This window comes from Acidocella aquatica (assembly GCF_030160635.1).
Lineage (GTDB): Bacteria > Pseudomonadota > Alphaproteobacteria > Acetobacterales > Acetobacteraceae > Acidocella > Acidocella aquatica.
Genome location: NZ_BSOS01000007.1, coordinates 101,602 through 124,594, shown reverse-complemented (window position 1 = coordinate 124,594; position 22,993 = coordinate 101,602). Strand labels below are relative to the sequence as shown.

General features: G+C 62.7%; 26 protein-coding genes and 1 tRNA gene. 26 read left to right on the top strand and 1 reads right to left on the bottom strand.

Annotated features, from left to right (window positions below; all coding sequences use genetic code 11):
- Positions 1–51: 51 nt before the first annotated feature.
- Complete coding sequence (locus QQJ84_RS02725; RefSeq protein WP_284256426.1) at positions 52–582, top strand: hypothetical protein; 531 nt, start codon at positions 52–54, stop codon at positions 580–582.
- A 166-nt stretch (positions 583–748) separates the two neighbouring features.
- Here QQJ84_RS02725 and QQJ84_RS02720 read toward each other — a convergent pair.
- A tRNA-Val gene (locus QQJ84_RS02720) sits at positions 749–823 on the bottom strand.
- A gap of 94 nt (positions 824–917) precedes the next feature.
- Between QQJ84_RS02720 and QQJ84_RS02715 the strand changes: the two genes are divergently transcribed.
- The 25 genes from QQJ84_RS02715 to gloA all read left to right on the top strand — a co-directional run bounded on the left by QQJ84_RS02715 (position 918) and on the right by gloA (position 22,993).
- Entirely contained in the window at positions 918–1,667 is a 750-nt protein-coding gene (locus QQJ84_RS02715; protein WP_284256424.1) for a YebC/PmpR family DNA-binding transcriptional regulator, read from the top strand.
- The gene (ruvC, locus tag QQJ84_RS02710) at positions 1,664–2,161 is read left to right on the top strand and encodes a crossover junction endodeoxyribonuclease RuvC (protein ID WP_284256422.1); all 498 of its coding nucleotides are present in this window, start codon (positions 1,664–1,666) and stop codon (positions 2,159–2,161) included. The genes QQJ84_RS02715 and ruvC overlap by 4 nt, the downstream gene beginning before the upstream one ends.
- The gene (gene ruvA, locus QQJ84_RS02705; protein WP_284256420.1) at positions 2,158–2,760 is read left to right on the top strand and encodes a Holliday junction branch migration protein RuvA; all 603 of its coding nucleotides are present in this window, start codon (positions 2,158–2,160) and stop codon (positions 2,758–2,760) included. Before ruvC ends, ruvA begins: the two co-directional genes overlap by 4 nt.
- Positions 2,757–3,800: a Holliday junction branch migration DNA helicase RuvB gene (ruvB, locus tag QQJ84_RS02700; RefSeq protein ID WP_284256419.1), complete on the top strand. Its 1,044-nt coding sequence runs from the start codon at positions 2,757–2,759 to the stop codon at positions 3,798–3,800. The genes ruvA and ruvB overlap by 4 nt, the downstream gene beginning before the upstream one ends.
- Positions 3,797–4,192, top strand: coding sequence for a tol-pal system-associated acyl-CoA thioesterase (gene ybgC / locus QQJ84_RS02695; RefSeq protein WP_284256418.1), 396 nt, complete (start codon positions 3,797–3,799; stop codon positions 4,190–4,192). Before ruvB ends, ybgC begins: the two co-directional genes overlap by 4 nt.
- A gap of 12 nt (positions 4,193–4,204) precedes the next feature.
- The gene (gene tolQ / locus QQJ84_RS02690; protein ID WP_284256416.1) at positions 4,205–4,921 is read left to right on the top strand and encodes a protein TolQ; all 717 of its coding nucleotides are present in this window, start codon (positions 4,205–4,207) and stop codon (positions 4,919–4,921) included.
- Positions 4,922–5,356 carry a protein TolR gene (gene tolR, locus QQJ84_RS02685; protein WP_284256415.1) on the top strand — a complete coding sequence of 145 codons (435 nt, stop codon included), beginning with the start codon at positions 4,922–4,924 and terminating at the stop codon, positions 5,354–5,356.
- A gap of 24 nt (positions 5,357–5,380) precedes the next feature.
- Complete coding sequence (locus tag QQJ84_RS02680; RefSeq protein WP_284256414.1) at positions 5,381–6,334, top strand: hypothetical protein; 954 nt, start codon at positions 5,381–5,383, stop codon at positions 6,332–6,334.
- 9 nt (positions 6,335–6,343) lie between these two features.
- Positions 6,344–7,744 (top strand): Tol-Pal system beta propeller repeat protein TolB, encoded by a 1,401-nt coding sequence (gene tolB / locus QQJ84_RS02675; protein WP_284256413.1) that lies wholly within the window; start codon positions 6,344–6,346, stop codon positions 7,742–7,744.
- Positions 7,745–7,917: 173 nt separating this feature from the next.
- Positions 7,918–8,586, top strand: coding sequence for an OmpW/AlkL family protein (locus QQJ84_RS02670; RefSeq protein WP_284256412.1), 669 nt, complete (start codon positions 7,918–7,920; stop codon positions 8,584–8,586).
- A 226-nt stretch (positions 8,587–8,812) separates the two neighbouring features.
- Positions 8,813–9,589: a 30S ribosomal protein S2 gene (gene rpsB, locus QQJ84_RS02665; protein WP_284256410.1), complete on the top strand. Its 777-nt coding sequence runs from the start codon at positions 8,813–8,815 to the stop codon at positions 9,587–9,589.
- A gap of 110 nt (positions 9,590–9,699) precedes the next feature.
- Positions 9,700–10,605 (top strand): translation elongation factor Ts, encoded by a 906-nt coding sequence (gene tsf, locus QQJ84_RS02660; RefSeq protein ID WP_284256409.1) that lies wholly within the window; start codon positions 9,700–9,702, stop codon positions 10,603–10,605.
- Positions 10,606–10,698: 93 nt separating this feature from the next.
- Positions 10,699–11,427, top strand: a complete 729-nt coding sequence (gene pyrH, locus QQJ84_RS02655; RefSeq protein WP_284256408.1) for a UMP kinase — start codon at positions 10,699–10,701, stop codon at positions 11,425–11,427.
- A gap of 10 nt (positions 11,428–11,437) precedes the next feature.
- Complete coding sequence (frr, locus tag QQJ84_RS02650) at positions 11,438–12,004, top strand: ribosome recycling factor (protein WP_284256407.1); 567 nt, start codon at positions 11,438–11,440, stop codon at positions 12,002–12,004.
- Positions 12,004–12,714 (top strand): polyprenyl diphosphate synthase, encoded by a 711-nt coding sequence (gene uppS, locus QQJ84_RS02645; RefSeq protein ID WP_284256406.1) that lies wholly within the window; start codon positions 12,004–12,006, stop codon positions 12,712–12,714. Before frr ends, uppS begins: the two co-directional genes overlap by 1 nt.
- Entirely contained in the window at positions 12,695–13,519 is an 825-nt protein-coding gene (locus QQJ84_RS02640) for a phosphatidate cytidylyltransferase (protein ID WP_284256405.1), read from the top strand. Before uppS ends, QQJ84_RS02640 begins: the two co-directional genes overlap by 20 nt.
- Entirely contained in the window at positions 13,510–14,673 is a 1,164-nt protein-coding gene (dxr, locus tag QQJ84_RS02635; protein ID WP_284256404.1) for a 1-deoxy-D-xylulose-5-phosphate reductoisomerase, read from the top strand. The genes QQJ84_RS02640 and dxr overlap by 10 nt, the downstream gene beginning before the upstream one ends.
- Positions 14,673–15,755 (top strand): RIP metalloprotease RseP, encoded by a 1,083-nt coding sequence (gene rseP / locus QQJ84_RS02630; protein ID WP_284256403.1) that lies wholly within the window; start codon positions 14,673–14,675, stop codon positions 15,753–15,755. Before dxr ends, rseP begins: the two co-directional genes overlap by 1 nt.
- Positions 15,756–15,876: 121 nt before the next feature.
- Positions 15,877–18,264 (top strand): outer membrane protein assembly factor BamA, encoded by a 2,388-nt coding sequence (gene bamA, locus QQJ84_RS02625; protein WP_284256402.1) that lies wholly within the window; start codon positions 15,877–15,879, stop codon positions 18,262–18,264.
- Positions 18,265–19,023: an OmpH family outer membrane protein gene (locus QQJ84_RS02620; RefSeq protein ID WP_284256401.1), complete on the top strand. Its 759-nt coding sequence runs from the start codon at positions 18,265–18,267 to the stop codon at positions 19,021–19,023.
- Between the two features lie 4 nt (positions 19,024–19,027).
- Positions 19,028–20,077, top strand: a complete 1,050-nt coding sequence (gene lpxD / locus QQJ84_RS02615) for a UDP-3-O-(3-hydroxymyristoyl)glucosamine N-acyltransferase (protein ID WP_284256400.1) — start codon at positions 19,028–19,030, stop codon at positions 20,075–20,077.
- Positions 20,078–20,082: 5 nt separating this feature from the next.
- Complete coding sequence (gene fabZ / locus QQJ84_RS02610; RefSeq protein WP_284256399.1) at positions 20,083–20,565, top strand: 3-hydroxyacyl-ACP dehydratase FabZ; 483 nt, start codon at positions 20,083–20,085, stop codon at positions 20,563–20,565.
- A gap of 117 nt (positions 20,566–20,682) precedes the next feature.
- On the top strand, positions 20,683–21,510 hold the full coding sequence (lpxA, locus tag QQJ84_RS02605; RefSeq protein ID WP_284256398.1) for an acyl-ACP--UDP-N-acetylglucosamine O-acyltransferase: 828 nt from the start codon (positions 20,683–20,685) through the stop codon (positions 21,508–21,510).
- Positions 21,511–21,522: 12 nt separating this feature from the next.
- The gene (locus QQJ84_RS02600; protein WP_284256396.1) at positions 21,523–22,344 is read left to right on the top strand and encodes an LpxI family protein; all 822 of its coding nucleotides are present in this window, start codon (positions 21,523–21,525) and stop codon (positions 22,342–22,344) included.
- A 247-nt stretch (positions 22,345–22,591) separates the two neighbouring features.
- Positions 22,592–22,993: a lactoylglutathione lyase gene (gene gloA / locus QQJ84_RS02595; RefSeq protein WP_284256394.1), complete on the top strand. Its 402-nt coding sequence runs from the start codon at positions 22,592–22,594 to the stop codon at positions 22,991–22,993.

Sequence of the window (22,993 nt, the reverse complement as noted above, 5' to 3'; positions counted from 1 at the left end):
GGCGGTGCATCTTTGAGGCGATCTGATTAGGAATTCAGCCAAGAGGCCGTAATGTTACAATCGTCGCAACAGTCCCTTCCTCTTTGGGTTATGTATGTCCAGGCGCTCGGCTTGCCGCTATTTGCGTTGGCTTTAACGTTTTTTGGCATCCGTAATGCGAAAGATCAGACGCGGGTCTCAAAAGAGAAACTGCGACATGATCTTTATGACCGTCGTTTTGCAATTTATATGGCCTTTGAAAATATGATCAGTTCATATCTTGGGAAGGAAAATTCGGATGAGATTAAAAGAGCTTTGGATCAAGTATTTGTAGCGTCACTCCAGAGTTCGTTCGTATTAAACTCTGAAATGGAGCAATATCTAAAAGAACTCCAAACAAATGTATTTGTAATGTATATGGAAGAGGGGAGGCATAGAGGGAAAAAAGATATTCCAACAGATGATTTTCGTCGGCTTGAGGTAAAAAAAATTCAAAATTTCGGAACGCTTTCCAAGGTTTTACCGGTCTTAGCTGAAAAATTTGAACCATTTTTAAAGCTGGATGACCTTTCCGAGAGGTCCACTTCCAAAACATCACGTTAGCTTCCGGTAATCTGCTATTCGCGGCCTGACCGTCTGCTGACAAAAATCAAAGACCGTGGCGGAGATTAGGTATGGGGCTAAAAAGCCGCCAACGCCCAAGCCCAGAAAATCAAAAATTTTTGGTGCAGCTTTTTTCAAAAAGCTGCTGCTTTCCTGGGCTGGAAAATGGTGGGCGCGACAGGGATTGAACCTGTGACCCTTCGCGTGTGAAGCGAATGCTCTACCGCTGAGCTACGCGCCCGGTGGGGCAGGGGATAGGACGGGGCGGCGGTGCCTGTCAAGGCGACGGGGCCCCCCTTCTTCCGGCGCGGCGCGGAGGCTGCTAAACGGTGTAAATGGCTGGACATTCACACGCTAAGAACATCATGCACCGCAAGGGTGCGCAGGACGCCAAGCGCGCGCGCATTTATGCGAAACTCATTCGTGAGATCACCGTGGCGGCGAAGGAGGGGTTGCCTGACCCGGCCTTTAACCCGCGATTGCGCGCGGGCATCGGCGCGGCGCTGAAGCAGAACATGACGCGCGACGCCATCGACCGCGCCATTAAGAAGGCGACGGGCGCCGGGGCGCAGGAGCATTATGAAGCGGTGCGCTACGAGGGGTATGGCCCGGCGGGGGTGGCGGTTATCGTGGAGGCGTTGACGGATAACCGCAACCGCACGGCATCCGTCATCCGCGCCGCGTTCAACAAGTCCGGCGGGGCGCTGGGCGAGACCAACTCCGTTTCCTTCATGTTCAACCGCCTGGCGGCAATTCGCTATCCGGCGGCCACCGCCTCGGCCGATGCCATGCTGGAAGCCGCCATCGAGGCGGGGGCCGACGAGGTGGTGAGCAATGAGGATGGCCACGAGGTGCAGACCACGATCGAGAATTTCTTTGCCGTGCGCGACGCGCTGGTGGCGAAATTCGGTGATCCGGCGGAGGCGGGGGTGGAGTGGCAGCCGAATATGACCGTGACGCTGGACGAGGACAAAGCCGCCTCGGTGCTGAAATTGCTTGATGTTCTGGAAGATGACGACGACGTCCAGAATGTTTACGCCAATTTTGAGGTGCCCGACGAGGTTCTGGCGAAACTCTCAGCTTGACCCGTATCCTCGGCATCGATCCGGGCCTGAGGTTTACGGGCTGGGGGATTTTGGAGTCCGAGGGGAACAGGTTGCGCCATGTCGCCGATGGGGTGATCTCCACGGCGGATATCGCGGATGTGCCGCTGCGGCTGAAAGCTCTGGATGACGAGCTGGCGCGGATTTTGGCGGTTTATCAGCCCGATGAGGCGGCGGTGGAAGAGACTTATGTGAACCGGAACGCCACCGCCACGCTGAAGCTGGGGTATGCGCGCGGGGTGGCGCTGCTCGCACCTGCAAGGGTGGGGATTCCGGTGTTTGAGTATGGCGCGAAGACGGTGAAGCTCTCGGTGGTGGGCACGGGCAATGCCGATAAGGTGCAGGTGGGGCTGATGGTGCGCCGCCTGTTGCCCGGTGCGGTGAGCAAGCGCGCTGATGCGGCGGATGCGCTGGCGGTGGCGATCTGCCATGCGCACCGGCGGGCCAGCCAGGCGGCGTGGAGTGTGCCGGCATGATCGCCCGGCTGCGCGGCATTGTGGAGGGGATTGAGGACGGGCGCTGCATCATGGATGTGGGGGGCGTGGGGTATCTGGTGTTTTGCTCGTCGCGGACGCTGGGGGCGCTGCCGGCCGCGGGGGTGGCGACGCTCTTGATAGAGACACAGGTGCGCGAGGATGCGATCGCGTTGTATGGGTTTGGCACTTCGGCTGAGCGCGAATGGTTCCGGCTGCTGACCACGGTGCAGGGCGTGGGGGCGAAGGTGGCGCTGGCGCTGCTCTCGGCGCTCTCGCCGGACCAGTTGATCGCGGCGATCGCCACTGGCGATAAGGCGGCGCTGACACGCACGCCGGGCGTGGGGCCGAAGCTGGCGATACGCATTTGCACGGAATTGCGTGAGAAGGCGGGGGGGATGCCGGGCGGCGGCGGCGTGGTTCTCGCGGCAAACCTAACAGTCATGAGAGGCAATGTGGCGGACGCGCTCTCGGCGCTCACCAACCTGGGCTACCGGCGCGCGGAGGCGGAGGCGGCGCTGGCGCGGGCGGCTGATGAACATGGCGAGGGGGCGGCGTTGGATGTGTTGATCCGCGCCGGGCTGAAGGCGCTGGCGAAATGAGCGATGACGAGCGGATCACCTCGGGCGAGCGTCTGGCCGATGATGCGGGCGAGACCGCGCTGCGGCCGCAATCTCTCGAAGATTTCACCGGGCAGAAAGCCAGCCGCGAGAATTTAAAGGTATTTATCGCCGCCGCGAAATCCCGCGGTGAGGCGCTTGATCATGTATTGCTGCACGGCCCGCCCGGATTGGGCAAAACAACGCTGGCCCAGATCGTCTCGCGCGAGCTGGGGGTGGGCTTCCGCGCGACCTCCGGCCCGGTCATCCAGAAGGCTGGCGATCTGGCTGCGATTTTGACCAATCTGCAACCGCGCGACGTGTTGTTCATCGATGAGATTCACCGGCTGCAACCGGCGATCGAGGAGATACTCTATCCGGCGATGGAGGATTTCCAGCTCGATCTGATCATCGGCGAGGGGCCGGGGGCGCGCACGGTGCGCATTGATTTGCCGCCCTTCACCCTGGTCGGCGCCACCACGCGCTCGGGCCTGCTGGCGACCCCCTTGCGGGACCGTTTTGGTATTCCGCTGCGGCTGATCTTCTACACCGCCGAGGAGCTGACGCGAATCATCGCCCGGCTGGCGGACAAGCTGGAGATGAATTTGACGCGCGAGGGGGCGGGCGAGATTGCCCGGCGCGCGCGCGGGACGCCGCGTGTGGCAGGGCGGCTGACGCGGCGGATACGCGATTTCGCGCTGGTCGCGGGGGCGAAAATTATCGACCGCGAGGTGGCCGATGCGGCGTTGAGCCGGCTGGATGTGGACCATGTGGGGCTGGATGCCATGGATATCCGCTATTTGCGGCGCCTGGCGGAGCATCACAGCGGCGGGCCGGTGGGGGTGGAGACGCTGGCCGCCGCGCTGGCGGAGGCGCGCGACACGCTGGAGGATGTGGTGGAGCCTTATCTCATCCAGGAGGGGTTTTTGCTGCGCACCAGCCGGGGGCGGATGCTGGGCGAGGCCGGGTGGCGGCACCTGGGCCTGAAGCCGCCACAGAATCGCCCCGATCAGCCTGACTTATTGGGTGGTGACGAGATTTGAAGCATTCCTACGAGCTGCGCGTGTATTACCAGGACACGGATGCGGGCGGCATTGTGTATCACGCCAATTATCTGGCCTTCGCCGAGCGGGCGCGGACCGAGGCTCTGCGCGAGCGTGGCACCCCGCATGCGCAAATGGTGGCCGAGCATGGCGTTATGTTTGTGGTGCGGCGCGTCAATTTGCATTATCAGCGCCCGGCGAGGCTGGAGGATGTGATCAGGGTCGAAACCGTGTTTCACGAGGTCAGCGGCGCATCGGTAACACTACTTCAACATTTCTGGCGAGACAGCGACTCGCTGGCCGTGCTGGAGCTGGGCCTGGGTTGCATTCGCGTGTCCGACGGCAGAGCCGCGCGGATACCGGCGGATTGGGCGAGAAAATTAAGGGCATAAGGGGATAGTATTTTGGATCAAACGGTGAACACGGCGGCATTGGCCGCGCCTGCATCGAATCTGTCGCTATGGGGGTTGTTCACGCAGGCCGATATCGTCGTGCAGCTGGTGATGCTGATTTTGCTGCTGGCCAGCGTCTGGGTCTGGGCGATCATCATCGAGAAAACCATCACCATGCGCCGGGTCAACCGCGAGGCGAATGCGTTTGAGGATTCGTTCTGGTCCGGCGGCAGCCTGGATGATCTGTACACCAGTGAGGGCGCCGACCCGGCTCACCCGATCGCCGCCGTGTTCGGCGCTGCGATGAGCGAGTGGAAGCGCAGCGTGCGCATCGCCGGGCTGGATGTGGTGAACACCGCGGTGAAGGAGCGGATCGACCGGGCGATGAACGTGACCATCATGCGCGAGATGGACCGGCTGGAGCGCTGGATGATCTTCCTCGCCTCGGTGGGCGCGACCGCGCCGTTCGTGGGCCTGTTCGGCACGGTCTGGGGCATCATGCACTCGTTCTCGGCCATTGCCGCCATGCATAATACCGACCTTGCGGTGGTGGCGCCGGGCATTGCCGAGGCGCTGTTCGCCACCGCCATGGGCCTTGTCGCGGCGATTCCCTCGGTGCTGGCTTATAACAAGATCAGCAACGATCTTTCGCGCTTCGCCGCGCGGCTGGAGGGGTTTGGCTCGGAGTTTTCCGCCATTCTCTCGCGCCAGGCCGAGGAGCGTAAATAAATGGCCGGGGGCATGATCGGCGGCGGCAATGGCCGCAGGCGCTACAAGGCGATGGCGGAGATCAACGTCACCCCGCTGGTGGACGTGATGCTGGTGCTGCTGATCGTGTTCATGATCACGGCGCCGATGATCACCTCGTCGGTTAACGTGAACCTGCCCCAGGCCAGCGCCAAGGCGGCGAGCAATGATTCCAAGCCGATCACCATCACGGTGAATGCGCAGGGGCAGATTTTTCTGCAGAATTCACAGGTGCAGCTGACCGGGCTGGTGGCGACCTTGCAGCAGATTTCGCAGAATAACCCTGATGAGCGGGTGTTCGTGCGCGGCGACAAGGATGTGAGCTATGGCGACATGTTGCAGGTGATGGCGACCATCACCCAGGGCGGTTTCACCAAAGTGGCGCTGCTTGCCCAGCCACCTGGGGCGGGCCAGTAACCCGAGCGGAGAGGGGATAGTATTTTGGAACGGGATATGCGCCGCAGCGCGCTGATCTCATTTGGCATTCATCTGGCCATTGTGCTGGCGGCGATCCTTTCGCTGCCGCCGATGAAACTTAATTCATCGGCCGATGATAGCGTGAGCGTTGACCTGATCGGCCCTTCCGCGCCGCAGGAGGCGATGCAGGCCGGCAAGGTCGCGGCACCGGCGAACACGCCGGTGGTGGACAAATCGGCGCTGGCCGTGAAGCAGCCCAAGCCGCAGCCGATCGAGGCGCCGCCGCCGCCGCCGCCGCCACCGCCACCCTCGCCCAACCAGAAACCGGCGGCCAAGCCGCCCGCGCCCGCGCCGCCACCGCCGCCGCCAACGCTGAGCCCCAACGCAACCCCGATGCCGCCGCCGCCGCCGCAGCCGCCCAAGCCGACGACGAGCACAGTCGTGCAGCCCAAGCTGCCGCTGCCGCCGGTGCCGCAGCCGCCGGCGCCGTCGCAGAGTCCGACGCACCAGCAGAACATCACCAAGAATCCGGCGCCTTTAAGCAAGAGCGTGCTCAACACGCTGTTGAAATTGCAGGCGTTGCAGCCGCAGACGAAGGCGCCGACGGCGCAGTATAATCCTGACCAGGGCGGCGCGCCCAATGGCGGGGGCAGCACGCAGAGCACGGCCAACTCGGGGCTGACCGGGGCGGACCGCTCCGCGATCGGCAGCCACGTGCGGCCCTGCTGGAATGTTGACGCCGGGGCGCCGGGGCTTGCGACCTTCAGCGTTAATCTGATGGTGACGACCGACCCCACCGGCACGGTGCGCATGGCCGTGGTGGCGCCGCAGGACCAGAACAAGCTCGGCGACCCTATTTTTGCCGCTTTTGCCAACGATGCCATTAACGCGGTGATGAACGTGCAATGCGCGACGCTGCCGCTGCCCTCCTATATGCTGGGCAAAAATCAGACATTCCTGTTCAATTTTACGCCGTAAGGGGTCTCCATGACGCGTTTTAAAATTCCGCTACTCTCCCGCCGTGGTGTTCTTGGTGCAGGCGCGGCCTCGGCGATCGCGCCGGGCGCCTTCGCGCAGAGCGTTCTGGGCGGCGGCACTGATACGGCCCCGGCCCCGGCCGGCGCCAACGCCAACAACGGGCCGGCCATCACGGTGTCCGGCGCGCAGAGTGCGCCCATTCCCATCGCGATTGCGCCTTTCACCGATCCATCGGGAAATGCTTCCCAGTATGGCGGGCAGATCACCAGCGTGCTGAGTGACGATCTGGGCCATTCGGGCCTCTTTCGCGCCATCGACCCAGCCAGCTTCGTGCCCAATTCGGTCGCCAACGGCACGCCGGTGTGGCAGAACTGGAATATTCTGGGGGCCCAGGCGCTGGTGACCGGCGATGTGGCGGACCAGGGCGGCGGGCAGTTGCGCGTGGAGTTCCGGCTCTGGAACGTGGCGCAGCAGAGCCAGGTGCAGGGCACCGCTTATACCACCACCGTCGATAACTGGCGCCGGATCGCGCATATCATCGGCGATGTGGTGTATCAGCAGATGATCGGCGAGAAGGGCTATTTTGACTCGCGGGTGGCCTATATCTCCGAGGCCGGGCCGGTGACCAGCCGGATACGCCGCCTGGCGGTGATGGATTACGACGGCGCCAACAACCAGTTCCTGACTGACGGCTCCTCTATGGCGCTTTCGCCGCAATATAACCCGACGCGCCAGCAGCTTGCCTTCGTGAGCTTCCAGAGCAACACCCCGCGCGTCTATCTGTTCGACCTGCAGACAGGCTCGCAGCGGATGATCGGCTCCTATGGCGACCTGACCATCGGCCCGCGTTTCTCGCCGGACGGCAATTCGCTGCTGATGTCGGTCTCGCGCAATGGCGGGGCCGCGATTGTGAAGGTGGACCTGAGCGGGGGCGGCATGGTTGAGTTGACCGATTCCTCCTCGATCAACGTCACCCCCTGTTACTCGCCGGATGGTTCGCAGATTGTCTTCAACTCCGACCGCGATGGTAATCAGCAGCTTTTCGTGATGAATGCCGATGGCTCGGGCGTTAAGCGGATCAGCTTTGGCGCGGGCCGGTATGCCGAGCCCGCGTGGTCGCCGCGTGGCGACCTTATCAGCTATACGTTCTGGGGCAGCGATGTCGGCGGGTTCACCATCGGCGTGATGGCGCCGGATGGTTCGGGCGAGCGCATTCTCTCCCAGGGCTTCCTGGTGGAGGCTTCCACCTTCTGCCCGAACGGCCGCGTCGTCATGTTCTCCCGTTCGACCCCGACCGCTGACGGGCATGACTCGCGCCTGGTGACCATCGGCATCGATGGTTTCAACGAGAGGTTGGTGCCGACGCCTTCTTATGCATCAGACCCGGCCTGGGGGCCGCTGCTGGCGTAACTGGTTATTTTTTAAGAATTTTTTAAAAGGGGGCGCGCAATCGCCCCCTTTTTTGTGCGCGTTGCGCAGGACGGATATGCGATGGACGCCTGACTCATTTGATTAATATCAAATTTCAGAAAAGTGAGGCGTCGTACCCAGGCTTATCGTCAATAAAACTGGGAGACTATGCTATGACAACTTCATTCCGCCTGGGCCTTGCGGGCCTTTTGGCTGCGGCCATGGTCACGCCTGCCGCGGCGCAGGGCTATTTCAGCCAGCCGACCGGCTATCAGGCTGGCGACATAATGGTGCATGTCAGTTTAATCGGGGTGATCCCCGAGGATTTGAACAGTGCTGTCAGGGTGGGCAACACTGTTGTGCCCAATGAGCATGTGAGCGTTTCCTCCGGCATCTCGCCCGAGCTCGATGGCTCGTATTTCTTCACGCCGGAGTGGTCGGTGCAGGTGATCGCGGCGACCAGCCGGCATAATGTGAAGGTGACCGGCCCGCTGGACGCCAAGGTCGGCAGCGCCTGGGTTCTGCCGCCGACCGTGACGCTGCAATATCACCTGCCGGAGATTGATGGCATCCGCCCGTATGCGGGTGTCGGCCTGACCGTGGCGTTCTTTTATAACCAGCATGCGGCGGCGGGCATCACCAAGTTCGGCGGGTTGTCGACGGGCATTGGCCCGGCGCTGGATGCCGGGTTTGACGTGCCGATTGCCGGCAACTGGTTCGCCAATGTCGACGTGAAGCAGATTTTCATCGTCACCGGCACGCATGTGGATAACGGGCTGATCGGCGCGCATACCGAGCTCGACCCCACTGTTGTCGGCGCTGGCGTGGGCTATCTGTTTTAAGCCCGCGCGCCCAGGCTTAAGCCAAAAGAAGGGGCTGGACCGCGCGGTTCAGCCCTTTTTTGCGCGCGTGGCTTGCAATTTGGCGGGTGATTTGCGATACGCCGCGCGTCGGCATGGTGCCGATAATTCACACGCAGGGCGCTTATCCTGGGGTTTTCCCTTAGGTCCGGTGCTGAGAGGCTCAGCCCTGCGGAGGTTTTAACCGGATTTTTGGAGAAGTTTTGCCATGGCATTACCTGAAGTTTCCCTGCGTCATCTGCTCGAATCGGGCGTCCATTTCGGGCATCATACCCGCCGTTGGAACCCGCGCATGGCGCCCTACCTGTTTGGCGTGCGCAACCAGGTGCACATCATCGACCTGCAGCAGACCGTGCCGTTGCTTGAGCGCGCCCTGAAGCAGGTGCGCGACGTGACCGCCGCCGGTGGCCGCGTGCTCTTCGTCGGCACCAAGCGCGCCGCGGCTGATTATGTGGCTGAATCCGCGCAGCGTTGCGGCCAGTATTATGTGAACCATCGCTGGCTCGGCGGCATGCTGACCAACTGGAAGACCATCACCGGCTCCATCAAGCGCCTGCGCCAGATGGACGAGATGCTGGCTGGCGAAGTCCAGGGCCTGACCAAGAAGGAAATTCTGAACCTGACGCGCGACCGCGAGAAGCTGGAACGCGCGCTGGGCGGCATCAAGGACATGGGCGGCCTGCCGGACATCCTGTTCATCATCGACACCAACAAGGAGAAGCTCGCGGTTGAGGAAGCCAACAAGCTCGGCATTCCGGTCATCGCGATCCTTGATTCCAACTCTGACCCGACGGGCGTTACCTTCCCGGTTCCGGGCAATGATGACGCGATCCGCGCCATTACTTTGTATTGCGACCTGATCTCCGGCGCGGTGCTGGATGGCATCAGCGCCGAGCTGGGGTCTTCGGGGGTTGATCTTGGCGCCGCCGCCGAGCCGATCCTGGAAGCGCTGCCGGAACCCATTGAGTCTTCCGTTCAAGCCTAACATTCATCTTTTAGATGAATGTTAAATTTATATTTTAGCGATCAATTTCATACGATTAGCGCGAACCTTCTGGTTCAAGCTAATCGCATATTGATCTAAGGAGCAAAAACATGGCTGAAATTACCGCGGCGCTGGTGAAAGACCTGCGCGAGACAACCGGCGCCGGCATGATGGATTGCAAGAAGGCGCTGGTGGAGAGCGATGGCGACATTCAGGGCGCGATCGACTGGCTGCGCAAGAAGGGGCTTTCCGCCGCCGCCAAAAAATCCGGCCGCGTGGCATCTGAGGGCCTGGTTGGTGTTGCCATGGCCCCCGGCAAGGTGGCGATGGTCGAGATCAACGCCGAGACCGATTTCGTGGCGCGCAACGAGGCCTTCCAGGCATTCGTCGAGACCGTGGCGAAGCTGGCGCTGGAGACCGGTGAGGATGTGGAGGCCCTGAAGGCCGCCGCTTATCCCGGCACCGGGCGCAGCGTTGCCGAGGAGATCGTGCATCTGGTCGCCACCATCGGCGAGAACATGACCGTGCGGCGCGTTGCCGTCATCGAAGTGCCGGGTGGCGTTGCGGCGGCCTATATTCATGGCGCGCTGAAGCCGGGCCTGGGCAAGATCGGCGTGATCGTCGGGCTGTCGGGCAAGGCGGATGAGGCGATTGAGACTCTGGGCCGCCAGATCGGCATGCATGTGGCCGCGACTCGCCCCGAGGCGCTGAGCATTGCCGAGGTGGACCCGGCGACGCTGGAACGCGAGAAGAACGTGCTCTCCGACCAGGCGCGCGCGTCAGGCAAGCCCGAAGCCATCATCGAGAAGATGGTCGAAGGCCGCGTGAAGAAATTCTACGAGGATGTGGTGCTGCTGGAGCAGGTCTGGGTGCATGATGGCGAGAGCAAGGTGAAGGCTGTCGTCGAGAAGGCCGGGGCGAAGATCACCCGTTTCGTGCGCTTCCACCTTGGCGAGGGCATCGAGAAGGAAGTCACCGATTTCGCGGCGGAAGTCGCGGCGGCGGCCGGGGTTTAAGTCTACTCCCGGCTGGACTAATCAGGGGCGGTTCGGGCAATTAGCCTGGACCGCCCCTTTTCTTTAGAAGCCGCTCACCTGTATGGATGTTTCATGACCTCGATCCCTCAATATAAGCGCGTGCTGCTCAAAGTCTCCGGCGAGGCCCTGATGGGCAAGCGGGAATACGGGCTGGACACCGACACGGTGAACGCCATCGCCGCTGATGTGGGCGATGTGGTGGCCATGGGGGTGGAGGTTTCGCTGGTGATCGGCGGGGGCAACATCTTCCGCGGCGTGGCGGGGGCGGCCAGCGGCATGGACCGGGCGCAGGCGGATTACATGGGCATGCTGGCGACCGTGATGAACGCGCTGGCCATGCAGTCAGCGCTGGAGAAGCGCGATGTGCCGACTCGGGTGCAGTCGGCGATTCCCATGGCCTCGGTCTGCGAACCCTATATCCGCCGCCGTGCCGAGCGGCATATGGAGAAGGGCAGGGTGGTTATTTTCGCCGCCGGAACCGGCAACCCGTTTTTCACCACCGACACGGCGGCGGCGCTGCGCGCGGCCGAGATGAAATGCGACGCGCTGCTCAAGGGCACGCAGGTGGACGGCGTCTATTCCGCCGATCCGCGCAAGGTGAAAAATGCCGAGCGTTTCGAGACGCTGACATATCTGGACGTGCTGTCACGCGATTTGAACGTGATGGATGCCTCGGCCATCAGCCTCTCGCGCGAGAACAAGCTGCCGATCATTGTTTTTAACATCCATGCGCCAGGAGCCTTCGCCGCCGTGATGCGCGGCGAGGGGCTGTTCACCCGGATCGTGGAACCGAACCAGTAAGGACTGACACATGCCCGCCGATATCTCCGCGCTTAAAGCTGATCTCACCCGCCGCATGGATGGCGCGCTGGAAGCCCTCCGCCGCGAGTTTGGCGGGTTGCGCACCGGGCGCGCCAGCCCGGCGCTGTTCGACCCGATCAAGGTCGAGGCATATGGGCAGATGATGCCGATCAACCAGGTTGCCACCGTCGCCGTGCCGGAATCGCGCATGCTCACCGTGCAGGTGTGGGACCGCTCCATGGTCAATTCAGTGGTTGCCGCCATCCGCGATTGCGGGCTGGGGCTCAACCCGCAGCCCGACGGCCAGATGGTGCGCGTGCCGCTGCCGATGCTGACCGAGGAGCGCCGCAACGAACTGGCCAAGACCGCCGCCAAATACGCCGAGAACGCGCGCATCGCCGTGCGCGGCGTGCGCCGCGATGGCATGGAGCAGACCAAGGCGCTGCAGAAGAAACACGAGATCAGCGAGGACGATGAGCGCGACTGGCTGGAGCAGATTCAGAAGCTGACGGATGAGTACATCAAGCGCCTCGACGCCAGCCTGGCCGAAAAAGAGAAGGACATCCGCCAAGTCTGATGCCGGATCTTTTACCACGCCCGGTCCCGCAGCATGTGGCGATCATCATGGATGGCAACGGGCGCTGGGCTACCGCGCGCGCTCTTCCGCGCGTCGCGGGCCACCGGGAGGGTGCGAAGGCTGTGCGCCGCATCGTGGAAGCGGCGATCGCGCAGGGGGTGCGCTATCTCACGCTGTTCGCCTTTTCCTCGGAGAACTGGCAGCGCCCGCCGGGAGAGGTCGCGGACCTGACCTTTTTGCTGAAGCATTATCTGCGCAGCGAACTGAATGAGATGCATGAGCAGGGCGTGTGCCTGAAGATTATCGGCGAGCGGGAGCGCTTTGGCCCGAATTTGACCGGAGAACTGGCCGCCGCCGAGGCGAAAACGGCGAATAACACCCGGCTGACGCTGGTGATGGCGCTCTCCTACGGCGGGCGGGCGGATATTGTGGCGGCGGCGCGCAAGGCAATTGCCGCGGGCATGGCGCCAGAGGCGCTGACCGAGCAGAATTTTGCGGCACTGCTGGCGACCGATGGCATTCCTGACCCGGATTTGCTGATCCGTACCAGCGGGGAGCTGCGGATTTCCAATTTCCTGCTGTGGCAGACGGCCTATTCCGAACTGCTGTTCACCGATGTGCTGTGGCCCGACTTTGGCGCTGCCGAATTTGCCGCCGCGCTGGACGAATTCGCCACGCGGGAGCGGCGCTTTGGCGCCCGTCCGGCCTGAGATGCAGGCACCGCAGACGAGCGGCCGCTGGGCTGATTTTGGCGTGCGCCTGGCCTCGGCCATGGTGCTGGGGCCCATCGCGCTGCTCTGTTTGTGGCATGGCGGGTTGGCGTGGTCGCTCTTTATAGCGGCGGCCGTTGCGGGCATGGGATTTGAGTGGGCGAAGCTGGCCTCGCTGGGGCTGAATAATGCCGGGACGTGGCTGATCGTGGCCGGGCTGCTGGCCGCGCTGGCGCTGGGGCATTTCGGGGTGATTTTTGGGTTCGCGGCGTTGGCGCTGGCCACGGGGATTGCGGGGTTGAGCTGCGGCTGGTTTGCCGCCGCGGGGATCCCTTATGCCGGTGTTGGCGCGCTTTCGCTGCTGTGGCTGCGCCTGCAGCCCGCGCATGGGCTCTACGATACGATGTTTCTGGTCGTGGTGATCTGGAGCACCGATATCGGCGCGTATCTGGTCGGGCGGCTGGCCGGGGGCAAAAAACTCGCGCCAAAAATCTCACCGGGCAAAACCTGGAGCGGCTCGATCGGCGGATTGTTGATCGGCGGACTGGCCGCGGCCATGCTGGCCGCCGAGGGGCATGGGGTGGATTTGGCCGCTCTGCCGGCTGGCTTCGCCTTGAGCCTGTTTGCGCAGGCGGGGGATTTGCTGGAAAGCTGGATAAAGCGCAAACTGGGGGTTAAGGATTCTGGACGAACCATCCCCGGTCATGGTGGATTGTTCGACCGGTTGGATGGTTTTCTGGCGGCCGCTCCGGTGGCGGCGATATTGGCGCTCAGCGTCCATGGAGGCTTGCCGTTATGGGGGTAAAGATTTTATCGGTGCTCGGCTCCACGGGGAGCGTCGGCACACAAACCCTTGATATTATAGCTGAAAACCAAAACGGTTATCAGCTCCGCGCGCTGGTGGGCGGGCGCAATGTGGCGCTGCTGGCGGCGCAGGCGAAGCAGTTTCGGCCGGAACTCACTGTGATCGCGGAAGAATCGCTGCTGGGTGCGTTGCGCTTGGCTTTGGCCGGCACCGGGCTGGCCTGCGCGGCCGGGCGCGCGGCTGTGCTCGAAGCCGCGGCGATGCCGGTGGACTGGACGATGTCGGCGATTACCGGGGTGATCGGCCTGGAGCCGACGCTGGCGGCGGTGAAACATGGCGGGACCATCGCGTTCGCCAACAAGGAGGCGCTGGTTTCAGCCGGCGATGTGTTTTTGCGCGCCGTGGCCGAGGCGAAGGCGACGCTGTTGCCGGTGGATTCCGAACATAACGCCATTATGCAAGCAATGGCCGACGGCAATGCCAAATCCATCGACAAGATAATCCTCACCGCCTCGGGCGGGCCGTTCAGGAATCATGGGTTTGAGGACATGCGCGGCATTACCCCCGAAGCGGCGCTGCGCCATCCGGTGTGGTCGATGGGCGCGAAGATTTCCATCGATAGCGCCACGATGATGAATAAGGGTTTGGAAGTTATTGAGGCTGCAAGATTATTTGGGTTGACCTCGGAGAAGATCGAGGTTTTGGTGCATCCGCAATCGGTGATCCACGGCATGGTCTGCTACGCCGATGGCTCAGTGCTGGCGCAGCTTGGCTCGCCTGACATGCGCATCCCCATCGCCCATACCCTGGCCTGGCCGCAGCGGATTGCCACGGCCGCGCCGCGGCTTGATCTGGCCGCTGTGATGAAGCTGGAGTTCTCCGCCCCCGATGAAATCCGCTTCCCGGCGCTGCGCCTCGCCCGCGCGGCGCTGGAGGCCGGAGCCGGGGCGCCGACGGTGTTGAATGCGGCCAATGAGATCGCGGTCGCGGCCTTCCTGGAGCGCAAGATCGGCTTTCTCGACATTGCGGGGATCGTGGAGCAGGTGTTGCAACAGCTGGGCGCGCCGCCGGTGCCTGATCTTGAGGCCGTGCTGGCGCTGGATGCGGCCGCGCGCACCGCCGCCAACGGGCTGGCGACAGCAAGGGCCGCCTGATGTTCGATACCGCACGCACAATTCTGACCTATGCTTTTGTACTTGGCGTGCTCGTGTTTTTTCACGAGCTTGGCCATTATCTGGCGGCGCGCGCGCGCGGCGTGGTGGTGGAGGTGTTCTCCGTCGGCTTTGGCCCGGCGCTGGTCTCCTGGCGGGCGAAATCGGGCACTGTGTGGAAGGTTTCGGTGCTGCCCTTGGGCGGCTATGTAAAAATGCAGGGCTGGGGCGAGCCGAACGATCCGGCGCCGCCGGTCCCTGGTTCGTTTGCCGGGGCGTCGCTGGGCTCCAAGGCGTTTATCGTCGCGGCCGGTCCGCTGGCCAATCTGCTGCTCGCGTTCGTGCTGTTTTCGGGATTGTTCATGACGGTCGGGCGAGTCGTGGTGCAGCCGGTGTTCAGCACCGTGGAGCCTGCGTCTCCCGCGGCGGCGGCTGGTTTGCGCGCCGGAGACCGGGTTTTGGCGGTTGATGGCGAGCAGGTAAAAACCTTCAACCGGTTGCAGGATATTGTCAGCCAGCATCCCGATGTTTCGATGGATTTTACCCTGCTGCGGCAGGGGAAGGTGATCGACCAGCAGGTGACGCTGGGCGATGTCACGCTGGACGGCACGAAAATAGGGCATCTGGGTGTGGCGGGCAGTGTCTCCAGCATCCAGCATTTCTCCCCCCCCGAGGCGGTGGCGGCGGCGGCGGTGGAGACGTGGCATGACGGCTCCGGCATGCTGGCCGGGCTTTATAATCTGGCGGTGCATCGCCAGGGGCTGGGGCAGCTGGCCGGGCCGCTGGGGATTGCCGAGGTGACGGGCCAGGTTGCCGCGCTGGGGATCATCAGCGTCATCAGCTTCATCGCGTTTCTCTCGATCAATCTTGGCCTGATCAATCTGGTGCCCATTCCTATTTTGGACGGCGGGCATCTATTGTTTTATCTGGCGGAAGCCATCTACGGCCGGCCGCTGCCCGCGCGCGCCATGGACATCGGGCTGCGCTTTGGCGCCGCACTCATCATCTCGTTGTTTTTCCTGACGACTTTCAACGATCTGAGCCGGATGGGCGCGGTCAACTGGGTAATGCATCTGTTTGGATAGCCGGCTTCGCGGCCGGTACTTTAAGCGGTTGGCCTTGCCGATAAGCCCGGCCCGTGCCAAACGCGCCACAGCGAAAACACTCCGGCGCGCCGGAGGCCTGTATGGTTTGGGAGATTATCTGTTGCTTAAGCCGCGCTCGGTCCTTTTGGCCTCCGTCTGTCTTCTGCCGGTTTTGCTGGTCTGCGGCCCGCATGGTGGCGCCCTTGCTCAAACGGTCTCCGCCCAGGTGGCTCCTGGCGGAAGCATCGCGGCGATTAATGTCAGCGGCAACCGCCGGATCCAGACCGATACGATCACCTCCTACATGGTGGTTCAGCCGGGCGATCCGTTCGACCCGCAGCGGATCAACGAATCGCTGAAGACACTTTATGCGACCGGCCTGTTCAAAACGGTTTCGATCACGCGCGCGGGCAACAATCTCGATGTCGCGGTGGTGGAAAACCCGACCGTCGATCAGGTGCTGTTCAGTGGCAACAAGGCGATCGCCGATAAGGACGCGCAGGCGGCGGTGTCGCTGAAATCCCGTTCGGTGTTTACCCCTGAGGCCGCCGAGGCCGATCGCCAGGCTTTGCTCGATGCCTATGCAAAAAAAGGCTATTTCAACGCGACGGTGACGCCCAATTACATTCAGTTGCCCGATAATCGCGTCAATGTTGTGTTTCAGTGCAGCGATGGCGTGCAGACGAAGATCAGCCGCATCGCCTTCATCGGCAACGAGCATTTCAGCCAGGGTGCATTGCGTGAGGTGGTTTCAACCCGCCAGTCGGCGTGGTTCCGCTTTCTCTCCAGCTCGGACCAGTATAACCCGGACCGGATTGAGTATGACGAATATCTTCTGCGCAAGTTCTATCTGCACAAGGGCTACGTTGATTTTAGCGTGATCAGTGCCAATGCGGAGCTGAGCCCCGACCGTAAGTCCTTCTATCTGACGTATGATATTCATGAAGGCCCGCGCTACCGCGTGAGCAGCCTCAAGATCGTCTCGGGCATCCGTACCCTTACCGGCAAGGATCTGAGCGGGCTGGTGCCGCTCTCAGCCGGGGACTGGTTCGATGGTGATGCGCTGGTGGAAGGCGTGACCGCGCTCAACACCCGCGCGCTCAACCTTGGCTACGCCTTTGCCCAGGTGAACCCGCAGGTGCAGAGCGACCCGGTGAACAAGACCGTCGCCATCACGCTCAACGTCATCAACGGCCCGCGCGTTTATATTCAGCGTATCGATATCACCGGTAATACCCGTACCGAGGATAAGGTGATCCGCCGCGAGCTGACCGTGGCCGAGGGCGATGGCTACAACCAGGCGAAGATTGACCAATCCACCAAGCATCTGAAGGATCTTGGCTTCTTCAAGGATGAGAAGATCACCTCCTCGCCAGGCTCGACGCCGCAGCAGGTGATCCTCAACACCGCGGTCACCGAACAGGCGACCGGGCAGTTCTCGCTGGGCGGCGGTTATTCCAGCAGCCTTGGGGCGTTGCTCAATACCGGCCTGAGCCAGAACAACTTCCTGGGGACGGGTGTTAACACCTCGATCAACGCCATGCTCGCACAGCGCGGCACGCAGGTTAACCTGGGCGTGACCAACCCCTATTTCCTGGACCGCAACCTGATCGCCGGGTTCGATCTGTTCCGCTCGTCGACCTATTCCTACACCGCGCAGTCGACCAGCTACAGCTATTCCGAGAGCGACATCGGCGCTGATGCGCGGCTTGGCTACCGCTTCAACGATCATGTGCGCCAGTCGTTCAGCTACACGATCAGCGAGCGTAATGTTTACAACGTTCCGGCTGGTTCCAGTATTTATATTACGAGTGAGCAGGGCGTCTCCAGCCTGAGCCAGATCAGCCAGACGATGACGTTTGACTATGTCGATGACGATCTGAACCCGACCAGCGGCCTGCTGGCGGACCTGACCACGGATTTCGCAGGCGCCGGCGGCACCGCCAAATTTGTCCGTATCAGCCCGGATATCACCTTCTACATTCCGCTGGAGCGCATCTTCGGCTCCAACGACTGGGTGCTCAAGCTCTCGGCCACCGGCGGCGATCTTATCCCGCTGTTTGGCTATCATGACCGCATCACGGACCGCTTCTTCCTGGGTGGCGATTCGCTGCGCGGCTTTGCCGATGGCGGCGTCGGGCCGACGACCGTGCAAACGGCGGCCGATAGCGCGGCGGGGGTCAATTACGGTGGGCAGTCGGTGGGCGGCCGGGTGATGTGGACGCAGTCGACGGAAGTAAAGTTCCCCTTGCCGGTCTCGCCTGACCTGGGGCTGAGCGGGTTTGCCTTCGTCGATGTCGGCTCGCTCTCTGGCGCCCGGCAGATATCGGGCGGGAGCTACGGCCCCCAACCGCTCAACAACACCACGGCGCCGCGTGTGGGCGCGGGTGTTGGGCTCTCCTGGAACACGCCGTTCGGCCTGATCAATCTTTCGCTCGCCGATCCTGTTGTGAAGCAGAAGGGCGACCAGACACAGCAATTCCGCGTTTCTTTTGGTACGAGGTTCTAAGTGGCATTTTTCACCCGATTCTCTCCGGTTCTTGTTGCCTTCGCGTCTCTCGCCGTGGCACCGGCCGCGCTTGCGCAGTCGTCGCCGGGTTATTTCATCCCGCCGAGCCAGGCGCCTGCCTCCGCACCAGCGCATGCGCCCGCGCCCGCCCCGGCACCCGCGCCGCAGGCTCAGGCGCAGGTTCCAGCCATTCCCCAGCTTCCGGCCCTGCCCAAGGGCGCGCCGCCGCCGGTTGCCGTCATCGGCGTGCTCAGCGTGCCTGAGGTGATGCAGAAATCCACCGCGGCGCAAGGCGTGCAGGCGGTGATCCGCCAGCGCCAGGACGCGCTGGCCAAGGAGGCGCAGACCGCGCGGGCGAAAATCCAGGCCGAGCAGGCGCAGATCGAGGCCGATCGTTCGACACTGACCGACACCCAGCTTGAAGCCAAGGAACAGGCGCTGCGCGATGAAGTCGCCGCGACGCAGACCTCGTTCCAGGAGCGCAACCAGGCGATCCAGAACTCCGGCCAGGCGGCGCTGGGGATCATCGAATCCGAGCTGATCGCCATCATCCGCCAGGAGGCGGAGGCGCGCGGCATGAATCTGGTGCTGCACCGTGAGCAGGTCGCGCTGAATGTCGATGCGTTCGACATCACCGGCGATGTGGTGAAGCAGCTCAACAAGCTGCTGCCTTCCGTGCCTGTGCCCCCCAGCGTGGTGACCCCCGGCATGGCGGTTAACCCGCCGGACCAGAGTGGCGACCAGGGCGCCGGCCAGTAGTCTGATGACTGACGTTGGAAAACCCGGTGATGCCCGATTTTTCGAGCGCACCGGGCCGCATAGCCTGCAAACCCTCGCCGAGCTGACAGGCGCGCAAACGCAAGCGCCGGAACGGCTGATTTACGGCGTGGCGCCGCTGCAGACGGCGGGGCCGCGGGATGTGACGTTTCTGGATAACCGGCGCTACGCCGATCTGCTGCCCGGCATCAAGGCTGGTGCGGTGATCGTGCATCCAGACCTCGCGGCGCGTGTGCCGGAAGGGACCGCGGCCCTGGTAACGCGGGAGCCTTATGTGGGCTGGGCCAAAATTTCAACCTTGTTTCATCCCTTTCCGCGGGCCAAGCCCGGTATCCACGCCAGCGCGGTGATCGATCCTTCCGCGACGATAGACCCCACCGCTGAGATCGGCGCCAATGCCGTCATCGGCGCGCGGGTGGAGATCGGTGCTGAGACCATTGTCGGGCCCCTGACCTCGATCGCCGAGGGGGTAATCATCGGCGCCCAGTGCCGGATTCATGCCCAGGTTTCGGTCTCGCATGCCATCATCGGCAATCGCGTCGTGCTCTATCCGGGCGCGCGGATCGGCCAGGATGGTTTCGGCTTCGCCATCAGCCCCACCGGCTTCACCCCGGTGCCGCAGTTGGGCCGGGTGCTGATCGGCGACGGCGCGGAAATTGGCGCGAATACCTGCATCGACCGTGGCTCAGCACAGGATACCGTGATCGGGCCCGGCGTGCATATCGATAATCTTGCGCAGATCGGCCATAACGTGAACATCGGTGCGCATACCGTGATCGTCGCGCAGGCGGGTGTTTCAGGGTCGACGACGATCGGTCCTCAGGTTATGATCGCCGCGCAGGCCGGGCTGACCGGGCATCTGACCATCGGGCGCGGCGCGCGCATTGGCGCGCAGGCGGGCGTGATGACGGATATAGGCCCCGGCGAGGAAGTCATGGGTTCACCGTCGCAGCCGTCGAAAACCTTTTTCAGAGAAGTTATAACGCTTCGTAAACTGGCCCAATATGGCCGCAAACCTAAAAAAGCAGGTGGTTGAAACCCATGAACGACGTGCCCCAGGCTGATCTCCCCCCGGTGGATGTAAGCGCTTTCGATGTGAAACAGCTTTTGCAGCTGATCCCGCATCGTTACCCCTTCATGCTGCTCGACCGCATGGTGGATGTCCGCTACGGCCATTCGGCGACGGGGATCAAGAACGTCACCATGAATGAGCCGTTTTTCCAGGGGCATTTCCCGGGGCATCCGGTCATGCCGGGCGTGCTGATCATCGAGAGCATGGCGCAGACGGCGGCGGCGCTGGTCATCAGCGGGCTGGGGCCGAAGGCTGGCTCGCCGATTGTGTATTTCATGTCGATCGAGAACGCGAAGTTCCGCAAGCCGGTCACCCCTGGCGACCAGCTCAGGCTGGAACTCGTGAAGGACCGCAAGCGCGGCAATGTCTGGCGCTTTAACGGCACCGCGCGGGTCGATGGCGTGGTGGTGGCGGAAGCCTCGATCACGGCTATGATCATGGACGAGGTCTGAGCCATACGGGCGCGGTTTCCGGCATGTTGATACGGAAATGGACGGAAACAATGATTGACTGGCGGTGCTTCGGGCGCCGCTTTACAGCAAGCGGCGCAATGAGAGTTGGACCAGAGAATGTTGAAGCCGGTGCATGAGATGATCCACCCGACCGCCATCATCGCCGAAGGTGCCGTGATCGGCGCCGGGGTGAAAATCGGCCCGTTCTGCACGGTAGGCGCGCAGGTGGTGCTGGAGGACGGGGTTGAGCTGGTCTCCCATGTCGTCGTGGACGGCAAGACCCGCATCGGCGCCGGGGCAAAATTGTTTCCCTTCTGCACGGTCGGCCTGGCGCCGCAGGATCTGAAATATAACGGCGAGGAAACCGAGACCAGCATCGGGCCGCGCACGCAGATCCGCGAGCATTGCTCGATCCATCGCGGCACGGTCACCGGCACCGGCATTACCAAAATCGGCGCGGATTGCCTGCTGATGGCGGTGGTGCATGTCGCGCATGACTGTGAAATCGGCGACGGCGTGGTGATTTCCAACAATGTCGTCATGGGCGGGCATGTCGAAGTGGGCAATCGCGCGGTGATCGGCGGCGCGGCGGCGATTTTGCAGTTTGTGCGGATCGGTGCCGGCGCCATGATCGGCGGTTTGAGCGGCGTGCCGAGTGATGTCACGCCTTATTGCTTCGTGTTCGGGCCGCGCGCGCAGATGGTGGGGCTGAATGTCGTCGGCCTGCGCCGGCGCGGGCTGACCAAGGCGCAGCTGCATGAAATCCGCGCCGCGCATAAGTTCATCTTCTCCGGCCCCGGCGTGTTCGCCGAGCGTGTGGCCGCCGCGCGCGGTGAATATGGCGGCAACGTCTATGTGGCGGAAATGCTCGACTTCATCGCCAGCCCAGGGCGGCACGGTATTCTCACCAACGTGGCGCGTGCCAGCGGGCAGAGCGACGAATAGGCAGCCACTGATATGAATGCGACGCCCCTGGGCATTATTGCTGGCGGCGGCGCGCTGCCGGGCCAGGTTGCCGCCGCCGCGCGGGCGTTGGGGCGGCCGGTGTTTATCGCCGCGCTCGAGGGATTTGCCGAGCCTGCGGTGGTGGCGCCCTATCCGCACCGGTTTTTTCGCCTTGGCGCGATCGGGGCCATCCGCCGCGCGGTCGAGGAGGCCCATTGCGTTGATCTGGTGATGATCGGCCCGGTCAAGCGGCCCTCGCTGCTGGCGCTGCGCCCGGATGCCGAGGGCGCGCGGCTGCTCGCCAAAATCGGCCGCGCGGCCTTTGCCGGGGATGACGGGCTGCTGGCCGCTGTGGTGCGCGTGCTAAGCGAGGAAGGGTTCCATGTGCTGGGCGCGCACGATATTTTGAGCGACGTGCTGGCGCCGCCGGGGCTGCTCACCACCCGCGCGCCGGATGCGGCGGCGCTGGCGGATATCGAGCGCGGCATCGCGGTGCTCAAGATCATCGGCGCGGCGGATATCGGCCAGGCCTGCGTGGTGCAACAGGGCATTGTGCTGGCGGTGGAGGCGGTGGAGGGCACTGATGCGATGCTGGCGCGCATTCCATCGGTGGCGCGGCCAGGCCCGGCGGGGGTGCTGGTGAAACTGGCCAAGCCAGGGCAGGAGCTGCGCGCGGATATGCCGACCATCGGCGTGGCGACCATCCGCCATGCGCGGGAAGCCGGGCTGCTGGGCGTGGCATTTGAAGCGGGCGGGACTATCTTGGCGGACAGGAGGTCTATGATCGAGGCGGCTGACGAGGCGGGGATGTTTTTGCTGGGGGTGCAGCCCTAGAGTGCGATCGTTTGAGGTTCGCTCAACCGGGCAAGCTGAAAGCGTGAATCACCCTCAGAAAAACGGCTAACGCCTGATCGCACTTAAAGCAATCAGGTGCTAAGGCATTCAGCATTTCGATGAGCGTAATGGTTTTATGTTTTAATTGTTTCATTTTAATTGTTTCATATAGGCCGATTCACGCCCACGGCTGCCGCGCAAGGCGCGCGGGCCAAAGGTGGTCGGAATTTAACCTGAAGGCGGGACCATGAGCGAAAATTTCTCTTATCTTCACACGATGCTGCGGGTCGGGAACCTGGATGCCAGTGTCAATTTCTACACCAGCCTGCTGGGCATGCGCGAGCTGCGCCGCACCGAGGTGCCAGAGGGAAAATATACGCTGGCGTTTCTTGGCTATGGCGATGAGAAAACCCATACCGTGCTTGAGCTCACCTATAACTGGGGCGTTTCCTCCTATGAGCTGGGCACAGCCTTTGGGCATCTGGCCATCGGCGTGCCGGATATTTACGCGACCTGCGACAAATTGCGCGCCGCCGGGGCAAAAATCCCCCGCGAACCGGGGCCAGTGAAGTTCGGCACCACGATCATCGCCTTCGTCGAGGACCCGGACGGCTACAAGATCGAGCTGATCGAACGCAAACCGAAGTAA